This window comes from Mesorhizobium sp. P2_E9, assembly GCF_056403815.1.
Genome location: NZ_JBFUET010000011.1, coordinates 13,456 through 30,010 on the forward strand (window position 1 = coordinate 13,456; position 16,555 = coordinate 30,010).

The 16,555-nt window shown below is 64.2% G+C and carries 16 protein-coding genes; 2 read left to right on the top strand and 14 right to left on the bottom strand.

Translation table 11 applies throughout. From position 1 onward, the window contains the following. Positions 1–43 precede the first annotated feature (43 nt). On the bottom strand, positions 44–1,477 hold the full coding sequence (locus AC1D05_RS20385; protein WP_477443389.1) for a DHA2 family efflux MFS transporter permease subunit: 1,434 nt from the start codon (positions 1,475–1,477) through the stop codon (positions 44–46). Between the two features lie 122 nt (positions 1,478–1,599). Between AC1D05_RS20385 and AC1D05_RS20390 the strand changes: the two genes are divergently transcribed. Both AC1D05_RS20390 and AC1D05_RS20395 read left to right on the top strand, forming a co-directional pair. Further along, complete coding sequence (locus AC1D05_RS20390) at positions 1,600–2,601, top strand: ornithine cyclodeaminase family protein (RefSeq protein ID WP_477443391.1); 1,002 nt, start codon at positions 1,600–1,602, stop codon at positions 2,599–2,601. Beyond that, positions 2,598–4,106 carry an HAL/PAL/TAL family ammonia-lyase gene (locus AC1D05_RS20395; RefSeq protein ID WP_477443393.1) on the top strand — a complete coding sequence of 503 codons (1,509 nt, stop codon included), beginning with the start codon at positions 2,598–2,600 and terminating at the stop codon, positions 4,104–4,106. Before AC1D05_RS20390 ends, AC1D05_RS20395 begins: the two co-directional genes overlap by 4 nt. On the opposite strand, the gene AC1D05_RS20400 is transcribed toward AC1D05_RS20395, so the two are convergent. The 13 genes from AC1D05_RS20400 to AC1D05_RS20460 are packed head-to-tail and all read right to left on the bottom strand — an operon-like array spanning position 4,107 to position 16,513. Next, positions 4,107–4,910: a 3-methyl-2-oxobutanoate hydroxymethyltransferase gene (locus AC1D05_RS20400; RefSeq protein WP_477443395.1), complete on the bottom strand. Its 804-nt coding sequence runs from the start codon at positions 4,908–4,910 to the stop codon at positions 4,107–4,109. Positions 4,911–4,956: 46 nt separating this feature from the next. Continuing rightward, positions 4,957–5,268 carry a MocE family 2Fe-2S type ferredoxin gene (locus AC1D05_RS20405; RefSeq protein ID WP_477443397.1) on the bottom strand — a complete coding sequence of 104 codons (312 nt, stop codon included), beginning with the start codon at positions 5,266–5,268 and terminating at the stop codon, positions 4,957–4,959. Between the two features lie 27 nt (positions 5,269–5,295). After that, on the bottom strand, positions 5,296–6,417 hold the full coding sequence (locus AC1D05_RS20410) for a fatty acid desaturase family protein (protein WP_477443399.1): 1,122 nt from the start codon (positions 6,415–6,417) through the stop codon (positions 5,296–5,298). Positions 6,418–6,427: 10 nt separating this feature from the next. Then, positions 6,428–7,603, bottom strand: coding sequence for an aldose 1-epimerase family protein (locus tag AC1D05_RS20415; protein ID WP_477443401.1), 1,176 nt, complete (start codon positions 7,601–7,603; stop codon positions 6,428–6,430). A gap of 10 nt (positions 7,604–7,613) precedes the next feature. Continuing rightward, positions 7,614–8,396, bottom strand: a complete 783-nt coding sequence (locus AC1D05_RS20420) for an ATP-binding cassette domain-containing protein (RefSeq protein WP_477443787.1) — start codon at positions 8,394–8,396, stop codon at positions 7,614–7,616. Further along, positions 8,393–9,397, bottom strand: coding sequence for an ABC transporter permease (locus AC1D05_RS20425; protein WP_477443403.1), 1,005 nt, complete (start codon positions 9,395–9,397; stop codon positions 8,393–8,395). Before AC1D05_RS20425 ends, AC1D05_RS20420 begins: the two co-directional genes overlap by 4 nt. 58 nt (positions 9,398–9,455) lie before the next feature. Next, a complete protein-coding gene (locus AC1D05_RS20430; protein ID WP_477443405.1) occupies positions 9,456–10,400 on the bottom strand; it encodes a sugar ABC transporter substrate-binding protein in 945 nt (314 codons plus the stop codon). Between the two features lie 57 nt (positions 10,401–10,457). After that, entirely contained in the window at positions 10,458–11,372 is a 915-nt protein-coding gene (locus AC1D05_RS20435) for a sugar phosphate isomerase/epimerase family protein (RefSeq protein WP_477443407.1), read from the bottom strand. A gap of 55 nt (positions 11,373–11,427) precedes the next feature. Beyond that, entirely contained in the window at positions 11,428–12,513 is a 1,086-nt protein-coding gene (locus AC1D05_RS20440) for a Gfo/Idh/MocA family protein (RefSeq protein ID WP_477443408.1), read from the bottom strand. A 35-nt stretch (positions 12,514–12,548) separates the two neighbouring features. After that, positions 12,549–13,610, bottom strand: a complete 1,062-nt coding sequence (locus AC1D05_RS20445; protein ID WP_477443410.1) for an ABC transporter ATP-binding protein — start codon at positions 13,608–13,610, stop codon at positions 12,549–12,551. Between the two features lies 1 nt (position 13,611). Continuing rightward, positions 13,612–14,703: an ABC transporter ATP-binding protein gene (locus tag AC1D05_RS20450; RefSeq protein WP_477443412.1), complete on the bottom strand. Its 1,092-nt coding sequence runs from the start codon at positions 14,701–14,703 to the stop codon at positions 13,612–13,614. Next, positions 14,700–15,656 (bottom strand): carbohydrate ABC transporter permease, encoded by a 957-nt coding sequence (locus AC1D05_RS20455; protein ID WP_477443414.1) that lies wholly within the window; start codon positions 15,654–15,656, stop codon positions 14,700–14,702. The genes AC1D05_RS20450 and AC1D05_RS20455 overlap by 4 nt, the downstream gene beginning before the upstream one ends. Then, positions 15,653–16,513 (bottom strand): carbohydrate ABC transporter permease, encoded by an 861-nt coding sequence (locus AC1D05_RS20460; protein ID WP_023769530.1) that lies wholly within the window; start codon positions 16,511–16,513, stop codon positions 15,653–15,655. The genes AC1D05_RS20455 and AC1D05_RS20460 overlap by 4 nt, the downstream gene beginning before the upstream one ends. Positions 16,514–16,555 lie beyond the last annotated feature (42 nt).

Below are 16,555 nucleotides of genomic sequence, written 5' to 3' on the forward strand. Positions count from 1 at the left end.
ATGAGGCGGAATTTATCTCCCATCAAGCGCAAAGAATACGATTTCAGTTCCCTGGCGCGTGGCCGGAAACCTCTGCCCCAGCGGCGGGCGGCAACACCAGAAAACGCAGCGCCGCCACCAGCCCGATGGCGCCAATCGCGAGAAAGGCGATTCGAAAATCGACGAGGTCGAGCGCCGGTCGCGCCCTGGCGATCTGCGACAGATTGAGGATCGCCGCCGCGACCGCAACGCCGAACAGCATCGCCACCTGCTGAAGCATGGACGATAGCGTCGCTGCCGAACTGCGCTGCGCCGCATCGATATCGGCGAAAGCCAGCGTGTTCAGCGCCGTGAACTGCATCGAGCGCGACAGGCCGGCGATCAGCATCAGCGCCACCACCAACACCTGCGGCGTCTGCGGCGAGATCGCCCCGCAAACCATGATCGAGGCCGAGGCGACGATGCCGTTGACCACCATCACCGAGCGGAAACCGAAACGCCGCAACGTCGGCGTCGTCACCGTCTTCATCCCGAGATTGCCGAGGAAATAAGCCAGGATCATCAAGCCGGCATCGACGGGCGAGAGGCCGAAGCCAACCTGGAACAAAAGCGGCAGCAGGAACGGCGTGGCGTTGATCGCCACCCGGAAGATGGTGCCGGCAGCGAGCGTCGAGATGGCGAAGGTCAGCACCTTGAACGAGGAGAGATCAAGCAGCGGATGCGGCGCACGCCTGAGATGCCGCACCGCCAGCCAGCCGATGACGATACCCGTCGCGATCAGCAGCACCGTCGGCAGCACGCCATCCTCGGGATGCGCGATGCGCTCGAGGCCGTAGAGCAGGCAGGCTAGCCCGAGCGACGTCAGGAAAAATCCCGGCCAGTCGAGCGGCTTGGGATCGGCTTCGCGGTCGCCGGGGATGAACCGCGCGACCAGCGCCAGCCCGATCAGCCCAAGCGGTATATTGATGAAGAAATTCCAGTGCCAGGACAGGTAGGTGGTGATGAAACCGCCGAGCACCGGCCCGACCACGGGCGCGAACAGCGCCGGCCAGGTGATCAGCGCGGTGGCGTTGAGGAGTTCGGATTTCGAGGCGTTGCGCAGGACGAGGATGCGGCCGACCGGCGTCATCAGCGCACTGCCCAGCCCCTGCACGGCGCGGGCGACAACGAATTCGGTCAAATTCCCCGAAAAGCCGCAGGCGAGCGAGGCCAGGGTGAACAGCGCGATCGCCACGAGAAAAATGTTGCGCGCGCCGAACCGGTCGGCAAGCCAGCCCGACAGCGGCACGAACACCGCCATGGTCAGCATATAGACGGTGATGCCGATGCTCATCGCCACCGCCGGCACGCCGAAGGAGGCGCCCATCTGCGGCAGCGAGGTCGAGATGATCGTCGAATCCAGCAGTTGCATGAAGAAGGCGATGGCGACGATCAGCGCCACGCGCCGCGCATTGGTGGCCGTTTCGGGTAAGGCTTCAGTCTCGGGAATGGCAGTCATGACGGGACCGGTTTGAACAGCATTTGGCCGGCCGCGTCCAGACTTGGCGCAACAAACTTTCGTGTCGCCTCGCGGCCTGCTATGGGATGGGAGGGATGGACCGAGGAAAGCATGCGCGTAAAATGAAGCCCATCTATATCGATTATCTCAATGCCCTCGACATTGATGCGCTAGATATGACCGACGGCGAAATCATTGCCGCCGTCGAGGCTGGCCTTGTCGCCCAGGGTAAGGGCCAGACGGTGATCGAGCCGCGCGTCCATCTTGAGCCGGATCCGTCCTTCCACGGCCATTTCAACGTCCTGCGCGGCTATGTGGCGCCGCTCGACACGGCGGGCGTGAAAATCGTCGGCGACTATGTCGACAACTATCTGCACGGGCTGCCCTCGGAATTCGGCATCCTCAATTTGTTCGATCCGCGCACCGGCACGCCGCGCGCCATCCTCGACGCCACCGTCATCACCGACATGCGCACCGGCGCCGTCACCGCCATCGGCGCCAAACATCTGGCGCGCAAGAATTCGAAAGTGCTCGCCCATATCGGCGCGCGCGGCACCGCCTACTGGAATGTGCGGCTGCTCGACCATCTCTTCGATTTCGACGAGATCCGCGTCCATTCACGCCGGCCGGAAAGCCGAGACGGCTTTGCCGCCAAGCTTTCGGCCGATCTCGGCAAGAAGGTCACCGCGGTCTCCGATTGGGAGAGCTGCGTCAGGGGCGCCGACATCGTCGTCGAGGCCTCGCGGCTGCCGGAACCGCAGCCATTGTTGAAGACCGAATGGATCAAGCCCGGTGCACTGGTGGTGCCCTATGGCACGATGAGCGCGGTGGAGCTGTCACTGACCGACATCATGCAGAAAATGGTGGTCGACGATTGGGGCCAGTGCAAGGGCGGCAAGTTCGGCTCGCTGCGCGCCCATGTCGAGACCGGACGGCTGAGCGAAAAGACACTGCATGCCGAACTCGGCCAGATCGCCGCCGGTCTCAAGCCGGGCAGGCAGAGCGAGGACGAAACGATCCTGTTCTGGCACCGCGGCCTGTCGCTGTCCGACATTGCGTTGGGCAAGGCGATGCTGGCCAAGGCGCAGTCGCAAGGCATCGGCCAAAGGCTGCGTTTCGCATGAGCGCGCTCGTCCTCACCGGAGCCGGCGTCAGTGTCGGCGATGTCGCCATCGTCGCCCGCGAAGCCCGCAAGGTGGAGATCGGACCCGATGTCATCGTCAGACTGGAGAAGGCGCGAAAGGTGCTCGACCAGGCCGCCGCCTCCGGCCAGCAGATCTATGGCCTGAACACGGGTCTCGGCGCCAATCTCGGCACATCGGTCGAGGGCGATGCCAGCGCCTTCCAGCGCCAGCTGCTTGAGGGACGCAGCGGCGCGGTCGGCGAAGCCTTGCCGGTCGAGGCAGTGCGGGCCACCATGGTCGCCCGCGCCTCGATGCTTTCCGCCGGCGGCTCCGGCCTTTCGCCCGCCGTGTTTGTCGCCCTGGTCGATGCGCTCAATGCTGGCGTCCATCCGGTCATGCCGTCGCTCGGCTCGATCGGTGCCGGCGACCTCGTGCTGATGACCGCGCTTGCCCGTGTGCTGATCGGCGAAGGCGAGGCCGATTACCAGGGAAGGCGCATGCCGGCGGCCAAGGCGCTGATGATGGCCCGCCTCGCCCCGATCAGCCTGGCGCCCAAGGACGGGCTGTCGTTGATCAATGCCTCGGCGGTCTCCTCGGGCAGCGGCGCGCTTTGCGTTACGGACGCGCTGTCGGCGCTGGCGCAACAGCAGCAGGCCGGCGCGCTGACCATGGAAGGTTTTGGCGCCAACCGCACCATCCTCGATCCGCGCCTGCAGATGGCGCGGCCGGCCGCCGGACAGCAGGAGGCGGCGAAGGCTCTGAATGATCTGCTAGCCCGCGACGAGGCCCCGGCGCCGACCACCTTACAGGATCCGCTGTCGATCCGTTGCATGCCGTCGATTCATGGGGCACTGATCGAGGCGATCGGCCAGGCGAAGCGTGCCGTCGAGATCGAGCTCAATGCCGCCGCCGACAACCCGCTGGTGTTGGGCGATGACGAACTGGTGCTGTCGACCGGCAATTTCCACACGGCCGCACTTTCGCTTGCCTTCGAGACGCTCAGCCTGGCAATCGCGCAATGCGCCGCCGCGAGCGTCGCCCGTTTCATCCAGCTCAGCGGTTCGGGCCGCAACGGCCTGACCAAATATCTCTCACCCATTGGTGGCGCTTCGGCCGGTTTCGTGCCGCTGCAGAAGACGGCGACATCGATCCTGGCTGCCATCCGCCACAAGGCCAATCCGGTGATGCTCGATTTTCTGCCCGTTTCGGAAGGCGTCGAGGATCACGCGACCCAGTCGCTTCTCACCGTCGCGAAATGCGCCGGAATGATCGCGCTGTGGCGACGGCTGATCGCCTTCGAGCTGATGGCCGCGGCCCAGGCGGTCGACCTGCGTGAAGGGTTGACGCTGGCACCACGCACCGGTGCGATCTATGCGTCGGTGCGCGCGCATGTGTCGATGCTGAAAGAGGACCGGCCGCTGGGAGCCGACGCCGAGGTGCTTCACGCCATGCTCGCCGATGGAACGTGGCAAGGCGCTGCGGCGGCCGGCAAAGACCCCGACTAGTCAGCTCTTTGCGTCCACCTTTTTCATGAACAGGCTGAGCTCGGCCGGGTCCATGTGCACGATGTGCCTGTCCTCTGGATAGGTGCCGCTGTTGACGTCGGCGACATATTCGGAAAATGCCGCTACCCGCTCCGCCTGCAGCCGGTCATACTCGGCGGCGAAGTTGCGATAGACCTTGGAATGCCGCGGCATGTGGCCCCGGTTCTGGCCGAGGATATCCTCGGCGAACAGATATTGCGCGTCGCAGCCGGTGCCCGCCCCCATCGACAGCATGATCAGCGAGGTGCGCTCCGAGATCGCCTTGGCCACCTCGACCGGCACCACTTCGATCTCGGCGCCGATGGCGCCGGCCGCCTCCAGCTGCTTCACCGCCTCGAATATCTGTATGGCGGTGTCGGCGGTCTTGCCGACCGCCTTGAAGCCGCCGGTCCAGGTGGCGCGGGACGGAATAAGGCCGACATGGCCGATGACAGGAATGGCATCGTCGGCCATGCGCTTGATCGTGGCATAGCCGGCGCTGCAATAGACCGCGTCGGCGCCGGCCTTGTAGAGCCGGAAGGACCAGCGGACAAAATCATCCGCCGTGCCGATCTCGAAGAAATTCTCGCCCGGCATGGTGAACAGGCTGGGCGCGGCATCGCGATATTGCGGGTTGAGCACCAGTTCGGGCGGCACTGAGACGATGTCGACCCCTGCTCGTTCGGCGGCCTCCGCCTCGTCTAGCGTCAGCACACGCAGCATGGTTAGCTGGCGCTTGCCTTTCATCGCGCGCAGATCGGCGACGGTCGGTCTCTTTCGGCTCATGAAAACGTCCCTCTATGCTGACTTGACGCGGATCGGTCGCCACGTTTCAGATCTGGATCATAACCTTGCCGGCCTCGATCTTCACCGGATAGATCGCGAGATTGACGCAGACCGGTGCGCCCTTGGCCTGGCCGGTCTTGTAGTTGAAGCGGCCATTGTGCTTGGGGCATTCGATGATGTCGTCCATTACCAGCCCGTCGGCGAGATGCGCCTTCTCATGCGTGCAGAAGCCGTCGGTGGCGAAGAACTCGTCATCCGGCGAGCGGTAGACCGCAAAGGTGCGGCCGCCATGATCGAAGCGGATGACGTCCTCTTCCTCGACATCGTCCACCGCGCACGCTTCAACCCAATCGGCCATCTCAACCCCTGCAAAATTCGCGATCGCTTATTCAGCCGCCGCCGACATATCGACCTCGTGAAACTCGCCGCGATAGGGCCTGGCCGTCGGCGGCAATTCGCGCTTTAGGTAATAATCCTCATATTTCAGCTGCCGGAGCAGAACCGGCCAGACCTCGCGATAGGCATGCCACATCGACGGGTTCGGCTCGGGAAGATCGTGCTTGATCAGCTCGTGCAGCCTGGGCAGCGCATGATACGGCACCATCGGGAACATGTGGTGCTCGACATGATAATTCATGTTCCAGTAAATGAAGCGGCTGATCGGGTTCATGTAGACGGTGCGGGTGTTGAGCCGGTGGTCGATGACATTGTCGGCAAGGCCGATATGCTGCAGCAGGCCGGTCGTCACCATGTGCCAAGTGCCATAGAGGCGCGGCAGGCCGATAAGCACCAGTGGGATCCATGACCTCAGCGCGATCGCAAGCGCGATCGTCGCGACATAGATGGCGACGTGCCAGCGGGCAACGACCACGGCCTTGTGCTGTTCCATCTCGGGGATGTAGCTCTTCTCGTCCTCCGACAGCGTGCCGAAGGCCTGGCGCACCAGCGTCGGCAGCGAATAGCGGAAGTCGAGAATGCCGGTGAAGGCCAGTCCCGCCTTCAACAGGTCGGGCGGACGCATGACGGCGATCTCGGCGTCGCGGCCGACGATGATGGTGTCGGTGTGGTGACGGGCATGGCTCCAGCGCCATTGCACGGGATTGCGCATCAGCATGAAGGAGGCGATGTGGTAGACAACATCGTTCATCCAGCGCGTGCGGAAGGCCGTGCCGTGGCCGCATTCATGCCAGCGCGAGTCGCTCGACGAGCCGTAGAGCACGCCATAGACGAACAGGAACGGCACCACCCACCACGAGGCCCAGAACCAGACGATGCCGGCGGCGGAGCCCGCGATGACGGCGAGCCAGATGATGGTGTCGCGGATCGCCGGGCCATCGGAGCGCTGCATCAGCTCCTTCATCGCCTTGCGCGGTACCTCGGTGTGGTACCACTCGGCCGAGGCCAGGCCGGTCTCGATCGCGGCCCGCGTGCTTTCACCGACCAGGCTGTAGTCGCGCTTGTTGCCCTTCACACCGACCTCCGGTTTCCAGCCCGCCAGCCGGAGCATTCCTGTCGCATCATGCCCCCAATCTCGCAAAATTGCCCGACGGCCTGGGATAATCCTGCTGCGGCTGCCTGGCGATCGCCGCGATCCTGCCTTCAGCCTCCGCAATCTCACCAGCGCCATCGAGGACGCGAAACACCGCGTCGTAGGCCCGGGCTTCGCCATGCTGCAGCCAGATCATCTCGCCGCGTTCGCGCGCGGCGAGATCGCCGAGCACATGATGGGTCGACGGCTCTATGCCCAGCGCATACTGCCCGGCCTGGAAATTCTGCCATTGATAGGCGCAAGGCAACTGATCCTTGCGCGTCACCACTTCGAAGCCGAGACCGAGCCGGTCATTGACCACCGCCACCGGCACCTCGCCCTTTGCGTCGGCGCCCATTTCGTGCTGCCAGACCTGCTCGCTGAATCCCATTTGCGGCTCCGGCACGGTGCGGTAGCCGACCTTCTGCGCCTCGTAACGCTCGCCGGCATGGCCGGCCCAAACCACGTCGCTGATCGGCGCCAGATAGCGCGAGCCCTGGTCGAGCAAGGGATGGCCGACATTGACGTGGTAGAAATACATATGCGGCGTGCGGTTGAAGCCGTGGTTGACGACACGGTCGGAAAGCCGGATCTCGTTGCCGCCGACATCGGCCTCGATGCGGCGGATGAGATGCAGATCCTCGCCGAACACCGCCGCCTGCTGGACGATGCCTTCGGCCCACAGCACGCATCGGTCGCCATCCCACGCCTCGCCATAGCCGGTCAGCCGCGCCGGGATCGTGCCGACGCGGCCGTGCAGCGAATGGGTGACGGTCTTCTTGCCGGGGTAATTGTAGTTTTCGGCCGGCACGTCTTCGCGGCCCAGTATGTGGTCGAGGCCGCAGGTGACCAGCAGGCCGGAAAAGGAGCGTGCCCAGGCGAGCCCGCTCTCCCCTTCATAATCGTGCAGGCCCGGATGGCGAAAGCCGCTCGGCGAATGCCAGCCGATTGCCTGGCCCTTGAAGTCACAGTCCGAGATATCGAGCGCCCGGTCGACCAGCGCGGTGAAACGAAGGCCCGAACCGGTGCGGAACTCCAGCATGCGGATGCCGCGCTCCACGCCGTCGCCAAGCGTCATCAGCCGCACGCCGGCGAACTGCGACAGCATGCCGGAGCGCTCGGCCACTTGCCTTCGTGACAGCGTCTTCCCGTAAAGCTCTACCATGCGACGCCCTTCACTTTGCCCTCGCCTCCTTGAGCAGGGCCGACATATCGGCGCCGGTGATGATGCTTTCCACGGTCAAGAGGTCGGTGTCGGCGACGATCTGTTCGGCGACGATTTCGCCGCGGCGCATGACGATGATGCGGTCGGCGACCTGGAACACGTGGTGGATGTTGTGGGTGATCAAAAGCACCGAATGGCCGGCGTCGCGCACCTCCTTGACGAAGCGCAGCACGCCATGGGTTTCCTCGACGCCGAGATTGTTGGTCGGCTCGTCGAGGATGATCACCTTGGCGGCGAACTGCATGGCGCGCGAAATCGCGATTGACTGGCGTTCGCCGCCCGACAGTGTCGAGACCAGCGCATCGGCGTCGAGCTTCTTCGAGATACCGACGCGCTTGAGCAGTTCGGAAGCAGCCTTGCGCAACTTCGCCAGATCGAGCGGCGCGAAGACGCCGAGCCAGCCGAAATTGACCGGCTCGCGGCCGAGAAACAGGTTGCGGGCGATGCTGAGATCCGGGGCCAGCGACGTGTCCTGGTGGATGGTCTCGATGCCGAGATCCATGGCATCGCGGGTCGAGCGGATCGAAACCTTCTCGCCGCGCACATAGATGTCGCCCCGGTCGGCTGGAAACACGCCCGAGATCGCCTTGATCAGCGTCGATTTGCCGGCGCCATTGTCGCCGAGCAGCGCCACCACTTCCCCCTCCCGCAATGTCAGCGAGGCGTTCTTCAGCGCACGCACGCTGCCGAAGGATTTTTGCAGATTCTGCAGCCGCAGCACGTCCATCGTCAGCTCCTTGCGGCGTTCTTCTGCAGCAGAGCGTGCAGGATGAGCATGGCCAGGATGATCAGGCCGACGAAGATGTTGTAGGCGAGCCCCGGCACACCGATCAGCACGATGCCGTTGCGGATGGCGCGCAGCATCAGCGCGCCGACAATGGTGCCGAGGATGGTGCCGCGCCCGCCGGTCAGCGCCGTGCCGCCGACCACCACCATGGCGATCACTTCCAGCTCGTAGCCGGTACCGGCCACTGGCGAGGCAGCGGAGATGCGGAAGGCGCTGATCATGCCGGCAAGGCCGGCCAGCACCGAGGTCGCGACGAACAGCCCGATCTTGACCGCATCCGCCGGCACGCCACGCGCCACCGCCGCGTTGCGATTGGAGCCGATGGCGCTGATCCAGTTGCCGAGCTTGGCGTAGCGCAGGATGTAGATCGCAAACAGCGACAGGCCGATGAACCACCACAGCGAGGTGTAGAAGCGGAACGAGCCGATGTTGAAGCTGCCGGCAAGCAGCGTCACGAAAAAGCCGGGCTGGTCCCAAGATTTCAGCGGAAACCCTTGCGTGATGTAGAGCGCCGCCCCGCGCACGACGAGCAGCATCGACAGCGTCACCAGGAAGGACGAGATGCCGATCTTGGTGACGATCAGCCCGTTGATCGCGCCGATCGCGATGCACAGGACAAGCCCGGCCAGCAGGGCGACGCCGATATCCCAGCCGCCGTTCTGCACCAGCAGCATCACCACCACCGGCGCCAGTCCGAACACGGCGCCGACGGACAGGTCGAATTCGCCCGCCGTCAAAAGCAGCGTCATGCCGAGCGCGATGATGCCGAGCTCCGGCAGGAACGCCATCATGTTGGAGATGTTGAGCGGCGACAGGAAGTTGCGGTCGGCGATGGCGAACACCGCCAGCAGGACAATGAGGATGACGAGCGAGGAGAATTGCGGCGAGCGTATCAGGCTCGATCTGCGTTTCCCGACAGGCATCTCGTCTTCTGCGGCGATCGTCATGACTGTTTGAACCATGCTTGAAAGACGCCCGCCGCTTTCGCAGCGGGCGCTGCTTTTCTCACTTCTTGTCGTAGAGCTTCAGGATCGGGTCGACGCTGGAGGCGTCGTAGAGGCCGAAAGTGTGGATGTCGTAGCCGATCGGTTCGCCCGAGGCGGCGAGCCCGAGCAACGCCACCGGCATGAAGCCCTGCGCCGACGGGTACTGCCAGGCGGCGGCATTGACGAAGCCGTCCTTGACGGCCTGCGCCGTCTCCTTGGAGTTGCCCCAGCCGACGACCGGGATCTTACCGGCCGGCACGCCGGCGCCGTCGAACACCCGCTTGACGCTGGCCGCCACGGAATCGCCGAGCGCGATGATCGCCGGCGGATTGTTGGCCACCATGTAATCGGTCATCTTGGCGATGATGCCGGCCGGATCGGTGCCGCAATCGACCACGTCATATTTGATCCCCAACGGATCGAACACGCTGGCGATGCCTTCGGTTTCCAGCTGCTGATAGCTGGCGCCGGGGACCTCCACCGGCAGGAACACCTTGTCGCCCTGCTTCACCATCTTGTGGTCGACGAGATATTTCGCCCAGATCGCCCCGGCCTCCTTGAGGTCGGCGCCGACATAGGCCTGGCGTCCGGTCGCCGGATCGTCGGTGTTGAAGAACACGATCGGAATGCCGGCCGCCTTGGCCGCCTTCACTTCTTCGGCCCACAGGCCGGGCTGTGCCGAGGTCGTGGCGATTCCGTCGGGCTTGGCGGCAAGCGCAGAGTTGAAGGCCTCCTTCTGCGCCGCCATGTCGCCGCCGCTGAAGGAGATCTTGCAGGTCACCTTGAGCTGGTCACAGGCTTTTGTGGCGCCGGCGTTCCAGTCAATCCAGAACGCATCCGACGGACCGCCATGCGACAGCAGATAAAAGGTCTTCTGGCCATCCTGCGCCTGCGCCGTCGTGCCCAGGGCGACGCCGGCGAGCACCGTCGCGGCGGCCGCCAATTTCAATGCGAATTTCAACATTCTGTCCTCCCTTGTTTGGAGCCGCACCGCCGCGAACCGGGCAGCGCGGCGTGATCATCACAGGCCGTTGGCGCGGAACTTCCCGTCGAGGAATGTCTTGGCGCGGGGCACGTCGTCTTCCGAGAGATGCTCGATGATGACCGGGATGTTCGGATGCTTCTCCGCCAGCCGCTTGAGGTAGAGATCGTAATTCAGCGAGCCGAGGCCGGGCGCCGGCAGTTCGATCTCGCCAACGCCGCGGAAGGTGTGGCTTTCCATCGCATCGGCGTCGCCGATATCGGCGTGCTTCTCCGACTTGTCGTCGCCCGAGCGCTTGACGTCCTTGGCGTGGGCGATTTTGATCTTGTCGGTCAGCGTGTCGAACACCTGGTTCAGGATCTGGTCCATCCTGTCGATGTTGTGCGTCTCGAAATAGTTGGTCGGGTCCATCAGCAGGCCAAGGCCGGGATGGTCGACCTGCGCGAACAGCTTCACCGTCTCCTCGACCGAGCCGACGACGTTGTTGACATAGGTTTCGAGCAGGAAGACCGCGCCATGGTCGTAGGCCGTCTGCGCGAGGTCGGCGATCACCTTGCGGCATTCCTCGAAACCTTCCTCGGTCTTGTTCTTGGGGTGATGCACCCAGTCGGATTCGGTGTTGTAGGTGCCGGTTTCCGAGATCACATAAGGCGAGCCGAAATGGCGGGCGTTGCGGATGATCTCCTTAAGATAGCCGACGCGCTTGTCGCGCTCGGCCTTGTCGGGATGGATGATGTTGGTGTAGCCCGACACGCAGCAGACCGGCAGATTGTGGTCGCGGAAGACGTCGCGCACCTTCTTCGCCTTGTCCTTGGTGATCTGCCCAGCCGACAGGTCGACATCCTTGAAGTGCAGGTCGAGCTGCACCGTGTTGAAACCGAGGCCGCGGATCTTCTTCGCCGTCTCTTCGAGGCCGTACGGGAAATAGCCCGTGAAAATACCTGCCTGCATCATGGTGTGAATTCCTCCCTGTAAGCGATTCAGTTGTCTGGTGTTTCAGTTGCGGTGATCAGATAGCGATTTCGGAAAGCTTGACCGTGCGGCCTGACGCCATCGAGCGGTAGCCCGCCTCGACCAGCGCCATGGTCTTGACGTTGTCGGCGACGGAGAGCGCCGGCGGCGTGCCGGTCTTCACCGCGTGCTGCAGCTGCTCCATGACGCCGATGAAGGCATGCGGGAACCACATCGTGTCCCAGCTTGGGCTGACCCATTCGCCGCCGGTCGTCTCGGCCGAGGCATAGGTCAGCGTCGAGGCCGCCCCTGTCGGCCAGCCGATCGTGCCCTTGGCGACGCCCTTGGTGCCGTCGACACGCCAGTTGATATGCTGGTCGTCCTTGTAGCCGTCCTGGCGCGGTCCGGACCAGACATCCTCCAGCGACACGGCGAGAACGCCGGATGGGAAGCGCAGCGTCGAGACGGTGATGCCGTCCAGATGGTCGAATGTCGTGCGCGGGTCTTTGCGGGTGAGTGTCGTGATCTCATCGGGATCGCCGAACAGGAAGCGCAGCACGTCGAGATGGTGCACGCTCATATTGGCGAGCGTCAGCCGGTCGTAATCCTCGAGAAAGGTCTGCCAGTGCGGGATGGCATGCATGTCGATCTGCGCGAAGACGATGTCGCCGAGCGCGCCGCTGTCCATAATCTGCTTCAGGACTCGCATCGACTGGTCGTAGCGCATGTTCTGGTTGACCGAGAGGATCTTGCCGGCCTTCGCCGCCTCGTCGCGCAGCTTGACGGCTTCCTCGACCGACAGCGCCAAGGGCTTCTGCGCCAGGATCGCCTTGATGTGCTTCTGCTTCAGCGCATGGCGGATCAGCGCCGGCTGCAGGTCGGGCGGAAAGGCCAGGTCGATGATCTCGACATTGGTGTCCTCGATCAGCTGTTCCGGCGTGTTGTGCACGGTCGGGATGCCCCAGCGTGTCGCGACCTTCTGCGCATTCGCCGGGGTGCGCGAGGCGATCGCCACCACCGGAAACCCGGCTTCCTTGTAAGCGGCGAGATGGCACTCGGCCATGATCATGCCTGCCCCGACGCAGCCGATCCTGTATTCCTTGGTGCGGACCTTCACGTCCGGCTCGAAGCCTTTGGCAGTCATATCGTCCTCCCGAAATTCTTTGCTCACGGCCGCAGTCATCGTGCCAGCGCTCCCCCGCTCTGTCCGAAATAATGCACGCGTGCCGGCTCGCAGGATATCGCTACCATCGCATCCGGCCTGACGTCAGGCTGGCCGCGCAACAGCGCCTTCAGCCGCGCCTGCCCGGCGGCGAGTGTCACGACGGTGTAGCCGCCAAGCGGCTCGACCTCGAACACCCGCGCCGGGCGGCCCGAGCCCCCGTCCGCCCACGGATTGACCTTGATGTCTTCCGGTCTCAGCCCGATCTCGACAGCGTCGGCGGGAGCAGTCTTGTCGGCAATGCGGATCGTGCCTTCGGCCGCCTCAACGCCGCCCTCGCCCCTGGCCGATTTGAGGATGTTCATGACAGGCGAACCGAGCAGCCGCGCCACATAGGTGCTGGCCGGGCGGTCATAGATCTCGGCCGGCGCGCCGATCTGCCTGATCCTGCCATTCTCCAATATGGCGATGCGGTCGGCGATCGACATCGCCTCTTCCTGGTCGTGGGTGACATAGATCAGCGTCTTGCCGAGCTCGCGCTGGATGCGCTTCAGCTCGACGCGCGTCTCCTCGCGCAGCCGCGCATCGAGCGCCGAGATCGGGTCATCCATCAGATAGGCGTTGGGGTCGCGCACCAGCGCACGCGCGATCGCCACACGCTGCCGCTCGCCGCCCGAGAGCTGCGCCGGCGGCTTGTGCAGGATGTGGCCGATATGCAGCTTGGCGGCGACATCGGCGACGCGCTTTTTGATCCGGAGCTCCGCAACGCCGCGTTCGACCAGCGGAAAGCGCACATTGTCGAGCGCGCTCATATGGGGGAACAGCGCCAAGTTCTGGAACACCATCGCCACATTGCGCTCGGCCGGCGACATCGCGTTGACCGGTCTGCCGCCGATAAGGATTTCGCCGGTGTCCGGTGCCTCCAGCCCGAGCACCAGGCGCAGGATCGTCGACTTGCCCGACAGCGGCGGCCCGAAGAAGCAGAAGAACTCGTTGTCGTTGACGGTGAACGAGGCGTCGTCGACGGCGAGTGTGTTGCCGTAGCGCTTGGTCACATTGCGAAAGACGATGTCAGCCATCTCAACCTGCCTTCATCGCAACACCAGAGGCGGCATCGAAGACACGTACCGACGACGCGTCAGGGGCGACAATTGCGGTTTGCCCGATCGCCAGCCCGACATCATTGTCGAAGACCGCTTTGACGGCGCCCTCGCCCTCACCGAGATGGACGATGGTGCGCGCACCGATGCGCTCGACGAAGGTGACAGGCATGGCAAGCCCGCGCCCATCTTGCGCCAGCGCCACCTGCTCCGGCCGGAAACCGTAAAGCAGGTCGCCGCGCGCGCCGCGCAAGCTCGCCGCCAGTTCATCCGGCAGCGGCGGCGTGATGCCCAGCGGCCCGAGATCGACGACCAGCCCGCGATCGCTCTCCGCCGGCTTGCCCTTGAGCAGGTTCATGCCCGGCGCACCGATGAAGCGGGCGACGAAGACATTGACCGGATTGTTGTAGACTTCGAGCGGCGTGCCGACCTGCTGCAGCACACCATGGTCCATGACGGCGATGCGGTCGGCCATGGTCATGGCTTCGAGCTGGTCGTGGGTGACATAGACCATGGTCTGCCTGAACTGGCGCTGCAGCTGTTTCAACTCGGTGCGCATGACCGCCCGGAACGCCGCATCGACATTGGACAGCGGCTCGTCGAGCAGGAAGATCGCCGGCTCCATGATCGCCGAGCGGCCGATCGCCACGCGCTGCAAGATGTTGACCGACAGCCTATCCGCCTTGCGGTCGAGCAGCGGCGTCAGTTGCAGCAGTTCGGCGATGGCGCCGACGCGGCGGTCGATCTCGGCTTTGGCGGCACCGCGCATCCTCGGCCCGTAGGCGAGGTTCTGCCGCACCGTCATATGGGTGAAGATGGCGTAGTTCTGGAAGACAAAGCCGACACCGCGCCGGCCCATCGGCACCCCGGCCATGTCGCGCTCGCCAAACAGGATCCTGCCGCTGGTCGGCTCTTCCATGCCGGCTATCATGTTCATCGTCGTCGACTTGCCGCAGCCCGATGGCCCGAGCAGCGCCATGAACTCGCCGTCCGCTATATCGAGGTCCATGGTCTTCAGCGCGGTGAAGTCGCCGAATGTCTTGGTGAGGTTGCGCAGTTGGATCGCGCTCATGCCGCCACCTGCCTTGCCCGCGCCATTCGCTTCATGGCGAAAACGGCAACGATGGACAGCACGATCAGGATGGCGAGCGCGATGGCCGCGACATAGCCCCAGATCAGGTCCTGTGTGGTGACCTTGTAGATGTAGACGGAGATCGTTTCCGTGGCGACGCCGGGGCCGCCGCCGGTCATGATGTAGAGCGTGTCGAAGATCTTGAAATTCTCGATCACGCGGATCGCCAGCGCGATGATGATGATGGTCTTCATCTTCGGCAGCACGATGGTGACGAAGCGCTGCCACGGATTGGCGCCGAGCAAGGTCGCCGCCTTGATCTGGTCCTCCGGCACGCCGACCAGGCCGGCGAGCAGGATGAGGAACATCAGCGGCGTCCACTGCCAGATATCGGCAATCATCACCGCGATCAGCGCCAGCGTCGGGTCCGACAGCCAGGCGATGGTGACCTGCGTGCCTGATAGGGCGGACAGGATGTCGTTCACCGGGCCGCCCGACTGGAACAGCATGAAGAACATGTAGCCGGCCACCGCCGGCACCACCATCATCGGCATCAGCAGGATCGAATAGAAGATGCGCTTGCCGGGAAAATCGTCGGCGAACAGCGTCGCCAGCGCGAGACCCAGGAACTCCGCCGGCACGCAGACGACCATGACGATGGCCGTGCGCTTCAACGCGCTCCAGAAGCGGGCATCGGCAGCGAGATCGGTGTAGTTGGCAAAGCTGTTCCACATCTCCCAGGCATTCCACCAGCCGAGGCCCGACAGCGGCGACCAGTCGGTGACGCTGATGTAGAGCTGCATCAGCAGCGGAAAGACCGAGATGAACAGCACCAGTATCTGCGCCGGCAGCGTCAGCCGGAAGCCCAGCCGGGCGCCTTCGTCCCGCAGGGCCGGCTTTGCAGGCGCGGCGCCCATCTCGTCCTCCGAAACAGTCACGGTCACCGCGCTCATTGCTTGAGCGCCCCGAAGGTCAGACCGCGCACCAGATGACGCTGGATGGCGATGCCCATGATGACGGGCGGCACGGCGGCGATGAGCCCGAGCGCTGCCTTGGCGCCGTAGAGCTGGCCGGTCATCGAGGACGACAGCGAGGCCATGTAGACCGGGATCGTCACCCATTCGCGCGTCGTCAGAAGCAGCGCGATCAGATAGTCCGACCAGTTGAGGATGAAGACGAACAATGCAGCACTGGCGAGCGGTGCACGCATCATCGGCAGCGTGATGCGGGTGAAGACGCGCAGCCGCGAGCAGCCTTCGACAAGTGCTGCCTCCTCGATCTCGCGCGGCATGTCGTCGAAGAAGGTCTTCATCAGCCAGAAGGCGAACGGCAAGGTGACGATGCCATAGATCAATGCCAGGCCCCACCAGCTGTCGGTGAAGTTCAGGAACGCCCACATGATCATCACCGGGATCATCACCGCCATCGGCGGAAACAACCGGAGCTGGATCAGTGCCAGCGGCAGGTTCTGTCCGGAGCCGAAGCGCGACAGCCCATAGGCCGCCGCCGTGCCCGCCGACATGGCGATCGCGGTGCCGAACACCGCCGACAGCAGCGACGACAGGATCGGCTTCAGCGCCGTGCGGTCGAGCGCCACGATCAGGCTGTTGGTGGATTCGCCGAACACGAAGCGGAAATTGCTGAGCGTCGGGTTCTTCGGCCACCATGTCAGGTCGGCACCCGTCGCCGACCATTCGGCGATCGGCTTGAAGGCCATCGACACCATCCACAGGATCGGCACCAGCGTCACCGCCATCGCCGCGAGGATCGCGGCGTAGCGGAATATCTCGAAAGGAACGGAACGCTTCATCTGGCTGCTTTTGCTGGTGGCGTTGAGTGCGGAGGGGAAGAG